At 41.1% G+C, this 16,967-nt stretch carries 13 protein-coding genes; 11 read left to right on the top strand and 2 right to left on the bottom strand.

The annotated features are described in order from the left end of the window. Positions 1 to 65: 65 nt before the first annotated feature. Complete coding sequence (locus GSQ74_RS02295) at positions 66 to 992, top strand: hypothetical protein (RefSeq protein ID WP_158989625.1); 927 nt, start codon at positions 66 to 68, stop codon at positions 990 to 992. A gap of 102 nt (positions 993 to 1,094) precedes the next feature. On the opposite strand, the gene asnS is transcribed toward GSQ74_RS02295, so the two are convergent. After that, on the bottom strand, positions 1,095 to 2,543 hold the full coding sequence (asnS, locus tag GSQ74_RS02290; RefSeq protein ID WP_158989623.1) for an asparagine--tRNA ligase: 1,449 nt from the start codon (positions 2,541 to 2,543) through the stop codon (positions 1,095 to 1,097). 172 nt (positions 2,544 to 2,715) lie between these two features. On the opposite strand from asnS, the gene GSQ74_RS02285 reads away from it, so the two are divergent. From GSQ74_RS02285 to GSQ74_RS02270, 4 genes are read left to right on the top strand one after another with little or no spacing between them, the layout of a single operon-like run. Next, entirely contained in the window at positions 2,716 to 3,585 is an 870-nt protein-coding gene (locus tag GSQ74_RS02285) for a DMT family transporter (protein ID WP_158989621.1), read from the top strand. 48 nt (positions 3,586 to 3,633) lie between these two features. Further along, positions 3,634 to 5,580, top strand: a complete 1,947-nt coding sequence (dnaG, locus tag GSQ74_RS02280; protein ID WP_158989619.1) for a DNA primase — start codon at positions 3,634 to 3,636, stop codon at positions 5,578 to 5,580. Next, positions 5,580 to 5,948: a YraN family protein gene (locus GSQ74_RS02275; protein ID WP_158989617.1), complete on the top strand. Its 369-nt coding sequence runs from the start codon at positions 5,580 to 5,582 to the stop codon at positions 5,946 to 5,948. Before dnaG ends, GSQ74_RS02275 begins: the two co-directional genes overlap by 1 nt. A gap of 4 nt (positions 5,949 to 5,952) precedes the next feature. Next, a complete protein-coding gene (locus GSQ74_RS02270) occupies positions 5,953 to 7,020 on the top strand; it encodes a glutaminyl-peptide cyclotransferase (protein ID WP_158989615.1) in 1,068 nt (355 codons plus the stop codon). Between the two features lie 102 nt (positions 7,021 to 7,122). On the opposite strand, the gene pgi is transcribed toward GSQ74_RS02270, so the two are convergent. Then, entirely contained in the window at positions 7,123 to 8,769 is a 1,647-nt protein-coding gene (pgi, locus tag GSQ74_RS02265; protein WP_158989613.1) for a glucose-6-phosphate isomerase, read from the bottom strand. 253 nt (positions 8,770 to 9,022) lie between these two features. Here pgi and GSQ74_RS02260 point away from each other — a divergent pair, with 253 nt between their 5' ends. From GSQ74_RS02260 to GSQ74_RS02235, 6 genes are all read left to right on the top strand, one after another. After that, a complete protein-coding gene (locus tag GSQ74_RS02260; RefSeq protein WP_158989611.1) occupies positions 9,023 to 9,460 on the top strand; it encodes a hypothetical protein in 438 nt (145 codons plus the stop codon). Between the two features lie 147 nt (positions 9,461 to 9,607). After that, positions 9,608 to 10,700 (top strand): peptide chain release factor 2 gene (prfB, locus tag GSQ74_RS02255; RefSeq protein ID WP_158989609.1). Its coding sequence is split into 2 segments (ribosomal slippage): positions 9,608 to 9,667 and positions 9,669 to 10,700, totalling 1,092 coding nucleotides; the frame shifts between segments, so codons are not numbered across the junction. A 6-nt stretch (positions 10,701 to 10,706) separates the two neighbouring features. Further along, a complete protein-coding gene (locus GSQ74_RS02250; protein ID WP_158989607.1) occupies positions 10,707 to 11,612 on the top strand; it encodes an alpha/beta hydrolase in 906 nt (301 codons plus the stop codon). Positions 11,613 to 11,806: 194 nt separating this feature from the next. Beyond that, the gene (locus GSQ74_RS02245) at positions 11,807 to 14,104 is read left to right on the top strand and encodes a Tex family protein (RefSeq protein WP_158989605.1); all 2,298 of its coding nucleotides are present in this window, start codon (positions 11,807 to 11,809) and stop codon (positions 14,102 to 14,104) included. A 255-nt stretch (positions 14,105 to 14,359) separates the two neighbouring features. Then, positions 14,360 to 15,343, top strand: a complete 984-nt coding sequence (locus GSQ74_RS02240; RefSeq protein ID WP_158989603.1) for an aspartyl protease family protein — start codon at positions 14,360 to 14,362, stop codon at positions 15,341 to 15,343. After that, a complete protein-coding gene (locus GSQ74_RS02235) occupies positions 15,344 to 16,771 on the top strand; it encodes a glycogen-binding domain-containing protein (protein WP_158989601.1) in 1,428 nt (475 codons plus the stop codon). Positions 16,772 to 16,967: the final 196 nt, after the last annotated feature.

Here is a 16,967-nt window from a genome sequence, read left to right as displayed (position 1 = left end):
GGCGAACAATGCAAGCTACGAATTTGCTTCGTCGTTCCTCCTCGCAATAACATAGAAGAATAAATATGGTTAAAAAGATAATATTCTCCTTATTCTTCATCACCATCAGTTATTGCTCTTTCGCGCAACAACCACGCTACAACCCCGATACTATCCGCACCATTGTTATTGATTCCGTTGTCAATATCCACTCCCACAAATTAAATGTGCAGGATTTTATTGATGCCGTGCTTGCGGATACCAGCTTCTTTCAGGCGTTTCGCAACATGAAGAAGTATTCTTTTATCGGCGAGAACTACATCTACACTTACGATAAGAATAATAAGATAAACGGAAAGGTATACCGCAAATTCAAACGCATCGAATCAGGTGGTAAACAAACCATTGATTATATAGCTAAACGTGATAGTGGTAATGTGTACAAGAAAGACGGTAAGTACCAACTATACACCGTAAATATGTTCGACTACATATTTATGAATGCTTACAAGTCTGGCTACGGTTCAGGGTCGATGATCCAGGGCAAACCCGATAGCAAAGATCAATCTTATAAAGACAAACTCAAGATATTAATTTTCGCGCCCGGGCATAGGGTGGATGGCATCCCGTTCATCAGCAACAAAACAGAAATATTTTCGCCGGATATGCGGCCACTGTATGACTACCAATTCGCGCGGGGAACTTATTTAGATTCTATCCCTGTTTACCGTTTCCGGGTGGTGCAGAAAGCAAGTACATCAAACAGCGATGTAGTGATCAAGGAACTCACCACGATATTCGACACCCGTACATTCCAGATATTGGGCCGCTATGTAAACATTCAATACCACAACTTGTTTATTGATTTGGATGTAAAGATGAACATGGAACTCAACCGCTTTAACGGTGATTTAGTGCCTACTAAAATAACTTACCAGGGCGATTGGAATATCCCCTTTCATAAGGATGAGAAAGCAAGCTTTTTGATTGTGCAGAAGGAGTATACGAAGTAGTTCTTTAACTTTTGTCATTGCGAGGAACGAAGCAATCGCGAACTATGCAAGGTCGCTTTTCTCCGTGCGATTGCTTCGTTCCTCGCAATGACATGGTTGTTATTAAAATTCCGCGTTTTTAGGGGACCTTGGGAAAGGGATCACATCTCTGATGTTACCCATGCCGGTAACAAACAGTACCAAACGCTCAAAGCCCAAACCAAAACCAGCATGCGGACAAGCGCCGAACCTGCGGGTATCTAAATACCACCAAAGTTCATCTTTTGGGATACCCATCTCGTCCATGCGTTGTTCCAGTTTGTCTAAACGTTCCTCACGTTGCGATCCGCCTACAATTTCGCCAATGCCTGGGAATAGAATATCCATAGCACGTACCGTTTCTCGGCCTTGCGCGTCAGGCTCATTTTGGCGCATGTAGAAGGCTTTTATATCTTTAGGGTAATCTGTTAGGATTACCGGTTTTTTAAAGTGCTTCTCTACCAAATAACGCTCATGTTCCGATTGCAGATCAGTTCCCCAGCCTTCAACCGGGTATTGGAACTTTTTCTTTTTATTTGGGGTTGATTCTTTTAAAATATCGATAGCTTCGGTATAAGTCAATCGCTCAAAATCGTTATCCAAGCAAAATTGAAGTTTGTCTAATAACGACATATCCGAGCGTTCGTTCTGAGGCTTCTGTTTTTCTTCCTCCTCTAAACGCTGACTTAAAAACTCAATATCTTCTTTGTTTTTATCCAAAGCATAACGGATCACATATTTCAGTAATTCTTCAGCCAGGTTCATGTTATCGGTTAGGTCATAAAAAGCCATTTCCGGCTCTATCATCCAAAACTCGGCTAAGTGGCGGGTAGTGTTTGAGTTTTCCGCACGGAATGTTGGTCCGAATGTATAAATATCGCTCAAAGCCATCGCGCCAAGCTCGCCCTCTAACTGACCAGAAACCGTAAGGTTAGTCGGCCTGCCGAAGAAATCCTGTTTGAAATCTATTTCACCATCTTCTGTTTTTGGCGGATTTAATAGGTCAAAGTTAGTTACGTGGAAAGTTTCGCCCGCGCCTTCCGCATCGGATGCGGTGATGATCGGTGTATGCAGGTAAACAAACCCTTTCTCCTGAAAAAACTGATGTACGGCAAATGACAGACTGTTACGCACACGGAATATCGCACCAAAAGTATTGGTACGGAAACGTAAATGCGCAATCTCCCTTAAAAACTCCAAACTGTGTTTTTTAGGCTGAAGCGGATATTTCTCAGGATCGCTATCACCCAAAACCTCAATTTCGGTAGCTTTAACTTCTACCGTTTGCCCTTTACCTAATGATGCCACTAACTGGCCAACAACGCTTATAGCCGCGCCGGTAGTGATGCGTTTTAATAGGGTAGGATCAGTATTTTCAAAATCAACAACAACTTGCAGGTTGCTATTAGTTGAGCCATCATTTAAAGCTATGAACTGATTATTACGGAAGGTACGTACCCACCCTTTAACGGTTACCTCAATATTGGTTTGTTCACTTTGTAGTAATGCTTTAATTTTTGTGCGCTGGCCCATGAATATTATATTTTGAGTGGCAAAAATACAATTATTTGATTTATTGTCTGAACTCGAATTTGTTGAATTTGAGAATTTAGAGAATGATTGACGCCATATTTATTCGATTAATTCATAAATTCTCTCAATTCCGGTTCATACATTGTTTAAGTTTGAAACTTATCCACTATCAATGAATCCGAAACTGAGCCTGGCTATAGGCGTTTTATGTATTTCGTTCTCGCCTATATTTGTGAAGTTGGCTGGGGTTTCGCCGCTTGGCGGGGCATTTTACCGGGTTGCGGTTGCCTGGGTTTGCCTGGTGCCTTTTTGCATCATCAAAAACAAATTACGTGTTAGCCGCAAGCAACTCATCATCGCTTTAATTGCAGGTATAGTGTTTGCTTCGGATGTAGCGGTTTGGAATATCTCTTTATTAAAAATCAGCGCTACGGTATCAACCCTAATCGCCAACCTTGCCCCGGTTTGGGTGGGATTGATTAGTTACTTTTTGTTTAAAAAGAAATCAGGCAAATTATTTTGGATAGGCACGTTCATTGCCATTTGCGGCATGGTGATATTGGTGGGTTATCAGCATATTTTACATTTGGAATTAAATGAGGGGATATTATTAGCTACGTTAGCCAGTTTGTTTTACGCCATCTATATCCTCATTACCAAAAATATAATGGCGGATATTGATGTGTTTTCCTTCATGTTTTACAGCATGTTGAGCGCCAGCTTGTTTTTACTGATAATTAATTACTTTATGGGGAACGACATTATCCATCTATCCACTAAAGTGTGGTTATGCTTTATCGGGATGGGGTTAATTTGCCAGTTAGCTGGGTGGTTAACTATCAATTATTCGCTGCGCTATTTGGAATCAACAAAAGTCGCTATTACATTATTGAGCCAAACCGTATTTGCAGGTTTGATGGCTGCGGCTTTTTTAAGTGAGCGCCTGGAATTTAACGAGATCATCGGTAGTGTAATTGTGTTGGCTGGCATAGCTACAACATTTTTAAAGCCACGTAATCAATCAAATAAAATTGTATCTTAACGTTTGTTAATTTTCAATTGACGATTTGCGCTACCTTTGCAGTTGCACATGATAACAAAACCCACCATCGACAGAATAATGGAAGCCACCGATATAGTGGAGGTGATAGGGGATTTTGTGCAATTAAAAAAGCGGGGCGCTAACTACGTAGGCCTATCGCCGTTTGCTAACGAGCGTACACCATCGTTCACGGTATCGCCGGTTAAGGGTATTTTTAAAGATTTTTCAACTGGTAAAGGCGGTTCGGCGGTTACTTTTTTGATGGAACTGGAGAAATTTACCTATCCAGAAGCATTAAAGTGGTTAGCCAAAAAGTACGGTATTGAAGTTGAGGAGACGGTTGAAACAGTTGAAAATAATGAAGAAAACCAGCATCTTGAAAGCCTTAGAATAGTTTCTGCTTATGCCGGCAAGTTTTTTCATGAAACTTTATTAGAGACTGATGAAGGTAAAAATATCGGTCTTAGTTATTTCAAAGAACGTGGGTTTAATAATGAGGTAATTAAAAAGTTTGAACTTGGTTATTCACCTGATCAATGGGAGGCATTTACCAGTCAGGCGTTAAAAGATGGTTATCGTGCAGAATATTTAATTGAAAGTGGGTTATCGGTTAAACGTGATAATGAAACACTTTATGATCGCTATCGTGGGAGGATAATATTTCCAATTCATTCCGCCACTGGCAAAATTGTTGGTTTTGGTGGCAGGACTTTACTAAGAGATAAAAACGTTCCGAAATACGTTAACTCGCCAGAATCGCCGATATACAATAAGTCCAATATATTATATGGATTTTATTTCGCTCAAAAAGCTATACGCAGCAAGGATAAATGCTATTTAGTTGAAGGATATGCGGACGTAATTTCTGTCTTTCAATCAGGAATTGAAAATGTTGTAGCATCTTCAGGAACATCTTTAACTGAACAACAAGTTAGACTAATAAAAAAGCAAACCAGCAATCTAACAATATTATACGATGGTGATTCTGCTGGTATTAAAGCTGCGATTCGTGGGTTTTCATTATTATATAAAGACAAGCTTACAGTCAGGATTGTAACATTTCCTGACGGTCATGACCCGGATTCTTATGTCAGAAGCGTAGGATCAACGGCATTCGAAAACTACATTGAAAAATCATCAAAAGGAATAGTAGAATTTTATTTAACAACTATTCAAGAAGATGAGTTAAAGGATCCCATCAAAAAAATTAAAGTTGCAGATGATTTAGCTGAAATATTGTCAAATAATTTAGAGCCTGAATTTAGAAGCTCTTATACGAGACAAGTAGCTGAAAGATTAAAGATTGATGAAAGAAATTTTATCAATCTTGTAAATAAACTCATTCTTGCTAAGGTCAAAAAGGAAAGCAGCCAAATTAGACCCACTCCTGAATTTGAAGAAGATATTCAAGATAGGGTTGAAATAGATTCTTCGAAATTAAGCGAAGAAGAATCCAGTTTACTATATGCCGAACAAAGCCAGGAAAAAGAAATTGTACGTTTACTTTTATCTTACGGTAATAAAATGATCGATTGGGATGGGATTGCCAATACCTATATCGGCCCGTTTATGATAGCCGAGCTAAGCGACGTGGAATTTGAACACCCAGCCAGTAAAGCATTTGTAGAAATTTATAGTAGAGAAGTGGAAAATGGCGTTTTGCCGGATGAACAGCACTTTATCCATTACCCTGATAAGGACATTGTGGATTTGACCGTAAACCTTATCTCCACAAAATATACCCTGAGCGAAAACTGGTACGAGATGCACCGCATTTTAGTGCCTGATGAGCAGGTGAATATGAAAGCCACTATTTTAGGTGCTATATTTCATCTTAAAAAACAAAAGGTGGGTAAAATACTCCAAAATCTGCGCAAAGAACTCCAAAAAACGGATGTGGAAGCCGACCAGGAAATTTTGCTGAGCCAGTATATACATATGAAAAAGGTGGAGAAAACCATATCCGATTATTTAGGTTCTGTTATATTGAAATAATGGCGGTACACCTGGAGTTGGGTCGCAGGGGCGAAAGTTTGGCCAAAACACATTTGGGAAATGCCGGTTATGAAATACTGGATGAAAACTGGACTCACGGCAAAGCCGAAGTTGACCTGATTGCATACAAAGACAAGGTTATTATATTTGCCGAGGTAAAAACCCGCACCGGCAACGCTTTTGGCGAACCGGAGGATTTTGTTGATGCCCGCAAACAAAAGTTGCTGGTATCCGCTGCAGATGAATATATTTACCTGATGGATCACCAGGGAGATGTGCGGTTTGATATTATCTCCATTTTATTTGATAAACAAGCGAATTATACACTAAAGCATATAGAAGATGCGTTTTGGCCTCATGCCACTTAATACTATGAATAATAAATTTAAATTACTTTTAGCTGCTGTTGTATTGGTGGCCTTTGGTTGTAAACATAAAGTAGAAAATAACTCATTAAGCCTTTCCCCCGAAGCCGGTACATCCTATAAGCAAGGTGATAAGGTTAATTTAAAATTGCATTACGCCAATGACTCCACACCGGATTCGATAGTATATTTTATTGATTCTACCAGGATCGCTTCGTTAAAGGATTCGTCTGCATTATCAGTTAAAACAGATACCATGCTGTTAGGTCCGCGGGTATTTACTGCTAAGTTTTACCAGGGCGGCAAGAGTGTGGATGCGTCAACAAACATCGTATTATTTGCAGCCAAAGCACCGGAGGAGCTTACTTTTAAAGTGATCAAGAAATTTCCGCATGATACCAGCGCGTATACCGAGGGGATATTGTACCAGGATGGTTTTTTGTATGAAAGTACAGGCGGCGCGGGGTCGGATTTAAGAAAAGTGGATTTGGAAACAGGCAAAGTAGTTCAAAGAGTAAAAATTGACCCTAAATTATTTGGTGAGGGTATTTCCATAATAGGCGATAAAATATTAATGCTTACCTATCATCAGCCCGAAACGGCTTTTGTATTTGATAAGAATACGTTTAAGTTGATCAAAACGTTTATAAACAACGTTGGTGTTGAAGGCTGGGGGATGACTTTCGACGGTAAAAAGATCTACTTTGATGACAGCACCAACCGCATCTGGTTTTTGAATAAAGATACTTACAGAGAATCTGGTTATATTGATGTGTATGATGATAAACACGCCATTGATTCAGTAAACGAACTGGAATACATCGACAATAAAATATACGCTAACATTTACCAAAAAGACACCATTGTAGTGATCGACCCCAAAACCGGTGCGGTATTGCAAAGGGTTGATATGAAAAACCTATGGCCATCAAAGGACCGCCCTGCACATTTTGATGATGATGGAAACAATGTGTTAAACGGCATAGCCTGGGATGAAAAAGGTAAACGCCTTTTTGTAACCGGTAAAAAGTGGCCTTATATTTATCAGGTGGAGTTTGTGAAGAAAACCCCCTAACCCCCTGAAGGGGGAACAATAGCCCAATAGTTGCAAAACAAAAAGAGCGTGAAATTTTCACGCTCTTTTTGTTTTGCAACTCCCCCTTCAGGGGCTGGGGGTTTACCTCCAAGCCTTATATTGATTGATCAACCCATTTGTTGATGCATCATGACTGCTTATCTCCGCATCGTTTTTCAATTCCGGTTGAATTTTTTGGGCCAATTGTTTACCCAGTTCCACACCCCATTGATCAAAGCTGTAAATGTTCCAGATAATACCCTGAACAAATATTTTATGCTCATACATGGCTAGTAAAGAGCCTAAGCTGCGTGGGGTGATCTTCTTCAATAAGAAAGAGTTTGTAGGGCGGTTGCCATCAAACTCTTTAAACGGAGCCAGTTTATCAATCTCTTCCTGTGATTTACCTGATGCCTTTAACTCGGCAATTACTTCATCAATGGTTTTGCCGTTCATTAATGCCTCTGTTTGGGCAAAAAAGTTCGACACCAATAACATGTGATGATCACCTAATGGATTATGAGATTGTGCAGGAGCTATAAAATCACATGGGATCATTTTAGTTCCCTGATGTATCAGTTGGTAAAAAGCATGCTGACCGTTAGTGCCGGGCTCCCCCCAAATAATCGGGCCGGTTTGGTAATCAACAGCATTGCCATTGCGGTCAACGTGTTTGCCATTGCTTTCCATATCACCTTGCTGAAAATAAGCAGCAAAACGATGCAAATATTGGTCATAAGGCAAAATAGCTTCAGTTTCTGATTCGAAGAAGTTATTATACCAAACGCCTATCAATGCCATGATAACTGATGGGTTATCCTCAAATTCAGTATTTTTAAAATATTGATCATATTCATGAGCGCCTGTTAACAGCTCAACAAAGTTTTCGTAGCCTAAACTTAAAACTATAGACAAGCCAATCGCGCTCCAAAGTGAATAACGACCACCTACCCAATCCCAAAACTCAAACATGTTCGCAGTATCAATGCCGAATTTTTCAACGCCTTGGGTATTTGTTGATAAGGCTACAAAATGCTTAGCCACATCTTCCTGTTTACTGCCATTAGCTAATAACCAATCTTTAGCGCTTTGCGCGTTAGTCATGGTTTCCTGGGTGGTGAAAGTTTTTGAGGCGATCAGGAATAAAGTAGTTTCGGGATTTACTTCTTTTAAAGCTTCGGCAATATGGGTGCCATCAACATTGCTTACAAAATGCATTTTTAAATGATTCTTGTAAGGGCGTAATGCTTCGGTAACCATTACGGGGCCTAAGTCGGAACCGCCAATGCCAATATTAACTACATCGGTTATTGCTTTGCCGGTAAAGCCTTTCCATTCACCTGATATGATTTTTTCACTAAAAGTTTTCATTTGTGCCAGCACACGATTAACATCCGGCATTACATCTTTTCCATCAACTAAAATTGGCGAGTTGCTGCGGTTACGCAAAGCGATATGCAATACAGGGCGCTGCTCCGTAGCGTTGATCACTTCTCCCGAAAACATAGCACCAATTGCATCTTTTACCCTACATTCCCTGGCCAGTTGCATTAATAATGCAAGCGTCTCATCGGTGATGCGGTTTTTAGAATAATCAAGCAAAATATCCTCAAATCGAGTTGAAAATTTACTAAATCTTTGATTATCAGCTTTGAAATAATCTTTGATGTTTTGCGCTGTAATATCAATGTAATGATCGGCTAAATATTTATAAGCCTGGGTTGTGGTAAAATCAATGTTTGGCAGCATAGTTGTATAGTTTTAAAAGCAAAAATAGGATTAAAAAATTCAGGTGATAATTTTATCTGAATCTTTAATAATTCAGTGTATAAATAACACACCCTCCTTAGTGTTTGTTTTACACATTCAAAATTGCAATATTTAGAAATATATTTCGTTTTTGTTTAGAATATAAAAATTATTATTTCATATCTTTGTGTTAATAATAAAAAAAATCAGCTTTAGTAATCAAATTGTTAATTGGCTTTTAAAATTAAAATCAATGTTTGAAAAACTTTTTATGCTTGTTAAAAATAACGCCGGGACGGCTGTTATGGACAATCCGCTAATACCGGAAAAAAGCCGTGAGGCGGTGATCAATGATGCAACCAGCTCTATCATTGAAGTGTTGAAGGGACAGATGGAAGGTGGTAAATTAAAGGACATGGTGAATTATTTTCAATTCGCCGGTATGTTTAATAATCCCCTTATATCAAGCACGGTTAAAAAGTTTGCTAATAAATTGAATAATTATTATGGTATTGATTCGACGGAATCCCTTAAGATTTCTAAGGCTTTAATAATCCCTGCTATGCAAGAGTTAATAAAGGAGTCGAAAGACGGACAGGAAAAAGAATTTGCATTGAGCACATTGCTATCAAAAATAAGTGGCAACTTTATTGATATGACTGCTATATTAAACCAGGCAGCTTTAGCTTAAATAATTTTAACGACCTCTATATGGGCTTGCCGAAAGGCAGGCCTTTTTTGTCTGAACCAGGATTTAGCGGATTAAACGAATTTTAGGACACATCCTGTCCATCCGTTTAATCTGTTAAATCCTGGTTCTAATTTTTATATTTGCCATATGACTAAAGAACAAGTTCAGGATTTAAGGGATAGAGTAACTTCCCTGAGGAGGCATCTTTGACATTGATAAGAAACTGGATGCACTGCAAATAGAGCAGGATATAACTATTGGTCCCAACTTTTGGGATCACCCTAAAGAAGCTGAGAAAGTATTGGCTTCCATCAAAACCAAAAAAGTGTGGACCGACGCCTTTCAAAAGGTGGTTGCTGTTGTAGAGGATGCCGGCGTAATGTATGAATTTTACCATGCAGGCGATGCTACTGAAGCAGAAATGCAGGAACAATATAACGCCGCGATAAAAGCGGTTGAAGAGCTGGAATTTAAAAATATGCTTTCGGCTGATGAAGATCAGCTGAATGCAGTATTGCAAATTACAGCCGGTGCCGGTGGTACTGAAAGCTGCGACTGGGCAGGTATGCTGATGCGTATGTACATGATGTGGGCCGAAAAAAACGGGCACAAAGTAACTGAGCAGGATTATCAGGAAGGTGAAGTGACTGGTGTTAAAACGGTTACCCTACAAATAGAAGGCGAATTTGCCTATGGTTACCTAAAAGGCGAAAATGGTGTGCACCGTTTGGTGCGGATCTCTCCTTTCGATTCAAATGCTAAGCGCCATACATCTTTTGCATCGGTATATGTTTATCCGTTGGTTGATGATACCATCGAGATCGACATTAATCCGTCGGATATTGAGTTTGAAACCTTCCGCTCAGGCGGTGCAGGTGGCCAAAATGTGAATAAGGTAGAAACCGCTGTGCGTTTATACCACAAACCATCAGGCATCATTATCAAAAACCAGGAATCACGTTCGCAATTACAAAATAAGGATAACGCGATACGCTTACTGAAATCGCAATTGTATGAGGCCGAAATGCGTAAGCGCATGGAGCTAAGCAACGCGATTGAAGGCAATAAAAAGAAAATTGAATGGGGGTCGCAGATTAGGAATTACGTACTGCATCCTTATAAGTTGGTTAAGGATTTGCGTACCGATCACGAAACATCAAACGCTGCCGCGGTATTGGACGGCGATCTGGATGATTTCCTGAAAGCTTATTTAATGGAATTTGGCGGACCTAAAAGTTAATTGAATATGAAAACGATATTATTTGCATTAATGCTGATGACAACTGCAACATTTGCTCAGGAAAAAGCTATTCCGCTCTATCCCGATGGAATCCCAAATTCAAAGCCTACACCGCCTACTTATGTTGAAACTGGTGACAGTGAGAGTTTGTCAAAGGTTTCAATACCAATGCTGATACCATTTTTTCCTAAAGCAGGCACTGCAAATGGTACTGCTGTTGTTATTTGTCCGGGCGGTGGGTATGAGCATTTGGCAATTGGTCACGAGGGAACTGAAATAGCAGCCGCATTTAATAAAATTGGAGTTACTGCATTTGTACTAAAATATCGGTTGCCAACTGATGAAACCATGGTTGATAAAACTATAGGTCCGCTACAGGATGCGCAGCGAGCTATACAAATGGTTAGAGAAAATGCGGCTAAATGGGGCATCGATCCTAATAAGGTGGGTATTATTGGCTTTTCGGCAGGTGGGCACTTAGCATCAACCGCTATAACACATTTTGATAAGGTAGTTATCAGCAATAAAAACAATATTAACCTGCGCCCGGACTTTGGTATGCTATTATATGCGGTAATAAGCATGGGCCCTAAAACACATACCGGGTCTAAAGAACATCTGATTGGTAAAAATGCTTCGCAAGAGTTGATGGATCTCTACTCTAACGAAAAACAAGTTACCGCTAATACTCCACCCACCTTTTTAGTGGCTGCTGAAGACGATAATGTAGTACCGGTTGAAAATACACTGATGTTTTACCACGCTTTATTAGATAATAAGGTAAAAGCTGAAATGCACATTTACCAGGCTGGTGGGCACGGTTTCGGCCTGCACAATAAAACAACCAAAGACCTTTGGTTTGATAGGTTGACAAACTGGATGGATGAGAATGGTTTGTTAGGGAAAAAATAACACCTTTCCCCTTTTTAAGAGTTTGTCATTCTGAGCGGAGCGAAGAATCTGTAAATTGGTTTCGACTGTACAGATTCTTCGCTCCGCTCAGAATGACAAAAGTTAGAATGGCAAGAAAGTACCAATATTTGTTTAAAACTCCTTTTTGTTTTCTAATTACAGATTCCCAATTTCGCCTCCCTGAATTTTGATATATGAGCATCCATTTCAAAAAAATAGCCAACGAATTATCAATTGCCGAAAAACAAGTAAGCGCAACCGCCGCTTTGCTTGATGAAGGCGCAACCGTACCCTTTATATCCCGCTACCGTAAGGAAGTAACCGGTACTTTAGATGAGGTACAAGTAACCGCCATCCGCGATCGTATACTGCAATTGCGCGAGCTGGATAAACGTCGTGAAGCTATTTTAAAATCGTTGACAGAGTTGGGTAAACTAACTCCGGAACTGGAAAAGCTGGTTAACGAAGCGGAAACTATGGTAGCGTTGGAAGACATATACCTGCCATATCGCCCAAAAAGAAAAACACGTGCTACTGCTGCCAGGGAAAAAGGCTTGCAGCCATTAGCCGATCAAATATTCGATCAAAACAGAGTAGACCTTGATACTGAAGCTGAAAAATATATTGATGCCGAGAAAGGTGTAAATACCATTGAAGAAGCATTAGCAGGCGCGCGCGATATTATCGCGGAGCAGATGAGTGAGAATGCCGAGGCGAGAACCAAGATCAGGACTTTGTTTGTAGAGAAGGGAACATTCGCATCCAAAGTAATTCCGGGAAAAGAAGAATCTGGAATTAAGTATAAAGATTATTTTGAGTGGACCGAGCCTGTAAAATCAGCGCCATCACACCGCATCCTGGCTATGCGCCGTGGTGAAAAAGAAGAGATACTGTGGCTGGATATTAAACCGCAGGAAGAAGAAGCGATTGCTGCCTTGGAAAACATGTTTGTGAAAGGCAATAACACTTCCACAAACCAGGTACAGTTAGCTATTGCTGATGGTTATAAAAGATTGTTGAAGCCGACGATGGAAACCGAAATCAGGCTATTGACCAAAAAGAAAGCTGATGAAGAAGCCATCAGGGTATTTGCTGAGAACGCCCGTCAGCTTTTATTAGGTGCACCGCTTGGGCAAAAAAGGGTAATGGCTATTGACCCCGGCTTCCGTACAGGCTGCAAGGTGGCATGTTTGGATGAGCAGGGTAAACTATTAGAAGATACCGCCATCTATCCGCACACAGGCCCAGGACAAGCACGAGAAGCAGAAAAGACCACTAAACATCTTTTTGAAAAACATAATATCGAAGCCATCGCCATTGGTAATGGCACTGCAGGCCGCGAAACCGAAGTCTTCATCCGTAACCTTAACTTACCTAATACAGTTATTGTGATGGTGAATGAAAGCGGCGCGTCAATCTACTCTGCATCAGAAGTGGCGAGGGATGAGTTCCCGGATAAGGATATTACCGTTAGGGGCGCGGTATCTATCGGTCGCCGGTTGATGGATCCATTGGCTGAGCTGGTAAAGATCGACCCAAAATCTATTGGTGTTGGGCAATACCAGCATGATGTGGATCAGAATAAATTACAAACATCATTAGATGATACCGTTATCAATTGCGTAAACGCCGTTGGTGTAGAATTGAATACGGCATCCAAACAGATACTGGCTTATGTGTCGGGCTTAGGTCCGCAATTGGCGCAAAATATTGTGGAGTACCGTGATCAAAATGGCGCGTTTAAACAAAGAAGCCAACTTAAAAAAGTTCCCCGTTTGGGCGATAAAGCTTTTGAGCAGGCGGCAGGATTTTTACGCATCCATCATGCGGATAATCCACTGGATACAAGCGCTGTTCACCCGGAAAGATATGATTTGGTACTGCAAATGGCTAAAGATGCCAATTGTACCGTAAAGGATTTGATGAGTGACGATAAACTGCGCAAAAGCATCCCATTGCAAAAATACACCTCGGAAACCGTGGGTTTACCTACGCTAAACGATATTATGGCAGAGCTTGCCAAACCCGGTCGTGACCCACGTGAACAGTTTGAGACGTTCAGCTTTACTGATGGGGTTAACTCAATTATCGATTTGAAGATCGGTATGAAACTGCCGGGCATTGTAACCAATATTACCAATTTCGGCGCTTTTGTGGATATTGGTGTTCACCAGGATGGTTTGGTGCATTTAAGCCAGATCACTAATCGCTTTATTAAGGATGCTAACGAAATTTTAAAGGTGGCCCAAAAAGTTGAGGTTACGGTTGTTGAGGTGGATGTGAACCGTAAACGCATATCCTTAACCATGAAAGACAATGAAAAGCGTGAACCCGTTGCTCATAAGTCATCATTTAACAAACCGGTTGCTAAACATACGGGCACAGGTTCCTCCCCGAGAGATCATGCGAGGACGGTAAATAAAAATACTACTCCTGAACCTGAAGGTGATTTGCAGTTGAAGTTGGCGGCTTTGAAGAATATGTTTAAGTAGGATTTTGGAAGAAGCTCTTAAAACTCCACGTCATTGCGGAGAACGAAGCAATCTCTACATAGGCAGGTCGGCGTTGTAAGTTCGCTCTGTATTGTTTATAGATTGCTTCGTTCACAGCAATTACGCGGCGGGAGTCGAAAACTATGGCTAATCTTTTCACAATGAAAAGATTTAGGAATTAAAGATAAATAAAAAGCCTGTAACGTATTGACAATAAATACGTCTATAATACAGTTGTCTGTTTATCTTTAATCTATGCGCAAAACCTGCCTTTTCCTGTTGCTGTTCCTCACTTGCTTTTGGGGTAACAGGGTATTGGCCGCTGCCAGGTTTACGCTAAAGGATATCAATAACAACAGAAAGACCATCAACACAGACTCCGACCCTTATGGCGAATTTAAAACCATAGTGGTGCCGATAAAACGCGCGGGTAACCTCATCATCATAGAAGCGCAGCTGGATACCCTTGAAGGTAACTTTATATTGGATACCGGTTCGCCCGGACTTACACTAAACGAAACTTATTTCCGGGATGCGGCGCATGAGGAGGACAAGGAATCAGGTGGCATAAACGGGCAATCCGCCTCTTTTACAACCGTCATCCATAATTTCTCTATCCTTGACCTGCATTATGACCGGATCACAGCTGACGTTACTGATCTGTCGGCTATTGAAAACAGCAAGGGGATTAAGATACTGGGCCTGTTGGGCACACGCCTGTTTGCCAAACTGGCCATTACGGTTGATCTGTTTAACAACCTGCTGTACATTCATAAACTGGATGATAAAGGCGAGATCCTCCCCGGCGAACGCCCGTTTAACCAGCCTGACATGAAAACATCATTTAAATTATTGGACGATGTGATATTTATTAAAGGCAGCATACAGGATGAAGACATGTGGCTGGCCTTTGATACCGGTGCTGAAAGCAACCTGCTTGATTATGATAACTTTAAAAAGCTGGCCCGGCGAATGAAGATCATCAGCCATACTACCGTAACAGGCATAGGTGGCAATGGTTATGAAAATAGCTATGCCTTTTTTGATAAAATGGTTATTGGTAACTATGTGTTTAAGCGTAACCACATTATGCTTACTCGGCTTGATCAGCTGGGGAAAGTTTATAACACTACCGTGGATGCCATATTGGGATATGATTTTTTCTCGCGTGGTATTTTCACCATTAATTTCGTCAAAAAAGAATTGGAAATGTACATTTACACCTACCCGGATAAATAAATGGACAGGTTAAAATATATTATTTCATTACTGACGCTGTTATGGTTATCAGGAGCCTGCGTAGATGGCTATGCACAGCGGCCGGGTAATCAGGTGAAAAGCTATGACCATATTATCTTACTGCTTGATCTTAATCGGCCCGACGACGCGTTAGATAGTTTACTTACTAATGCCGGCGTTGCCAACCCGGAGATCAGAAACATTAAGAACGGTAATTACCAGGCATTGCAGAAAGCAGGGTGGAATACGGTGCTGATGCCCGGAAATAAGCTCCGTATTGACCGGCCTTTAACTAGTGTACCACCCGGAAAGGCGTTTGCCGTAATTCAGCAAAACCAGATCCCCTTCAGGCCTGGCTATCCGGTGGAAGTGTATGGTGTAAATAACTTTGCCCGTGTTACCGTGCATGAGTTACCCAACGGGCTAACACGTTTCTTCGTCCCCGGCAGATCAAACGCCAAACGGGTGATGCTCTCGGGTAGTTTTAACGACTGGAGCACGTTAAAGGGTTTAATGCTTAAAACCGATAGCGGCTGGATCAAAGATGTAAAGCTGGAACCCGGTGCTTACGAATACAAATATATTTTTGATGGTAATTGGGCTATAGATGACAACAACAACCTGCACCGGGGTGATGGCATAGGGAACATTAATTCTGTTTATTACCGCTATAATTTCACATTTAAGCTCACCGGGTACGGCAATGCCCACCGGGTGGTAGTAATTGGCAGCTTTAATAACTGGAACCCCAACCAACTGATTATGGAACCCGGGCATGATGGCTGGCAACTCAATTTATATCTGCACGACGGCATGCACCTGTACCGCTTTCTGGTAGATGGTAACCCTATTACCGACCCGGACAATAGATTAACCAGCAAGGATGTATCCGGTAATAAAAATTCGGTGTTAAACTTGGGTGCCACCGTTAGCTTCAGGTTGAGCGGCTTTGAAAACGCCAAACATGTTTACGTGGCCGGCGATTTTAACAATTGGGTGCCCGATGAATTGTTAATGAAGCGCGTTGGCAATGCCTGGATATATACCCGCGTTTTTGCAGCCGGAAATTACCAGTATAAATTTATTGTTGACGGGCAATGGATGGTTGACCCCACCAATCCGCATACGGCGCGTTTTAAAGGCGAAACCAATTCATTGATTACGGTTGGCCCTAACCACACTTTTCGTTTAAAAGGCTATGCAAGCGCGCGCAGTGTGAGCCTGTCAGGCACTTTTAACACCTGGGACCATTACGGCTATACCATGGAGCACAAAGGCGATGAGTGGGTCATCAGCATGTGGCTAAAACCCGGCAAACAATTGTATAAGTTTATCGTCGATGGCAATAATTGGATCATAGATCCCGGCAATAAATTCTGGGAGCAAAATGCAGAGCATACCGGAAACTCGGTGTTGTGGGTGGATTGAGCGATTAAAAATGGTACGGAAAATACCGCCATGGGCTGAAATCTCAAACTGACAGTCATTGCGAGGAACGAAGCAATCTTTACTTAGGACATTCCAACTTGCAAATCCGCTCTGTACAGTATAGAGATTGCTTCGTTCCTCGCAATGACGGTCTATTAAAGATTCTCCGAATAAAAACAAAAAAGCCACGTTATCT

Source organism: Mucilaginibacter sp. L196 (assembly GCF_009765905.1).
In the GTDB taxonomy this organism is placed as follows: domain Bacteria; phylum Bacteroidota; class Bacteroidia; order Sphingobacteriales; family Sphingobacteriaceae; genus Mucilaginibacter.
Note: the sequence above shows the minus strand (reverse complement) of the source record. Positions and strands in the feature narration are given on the sequence as shown.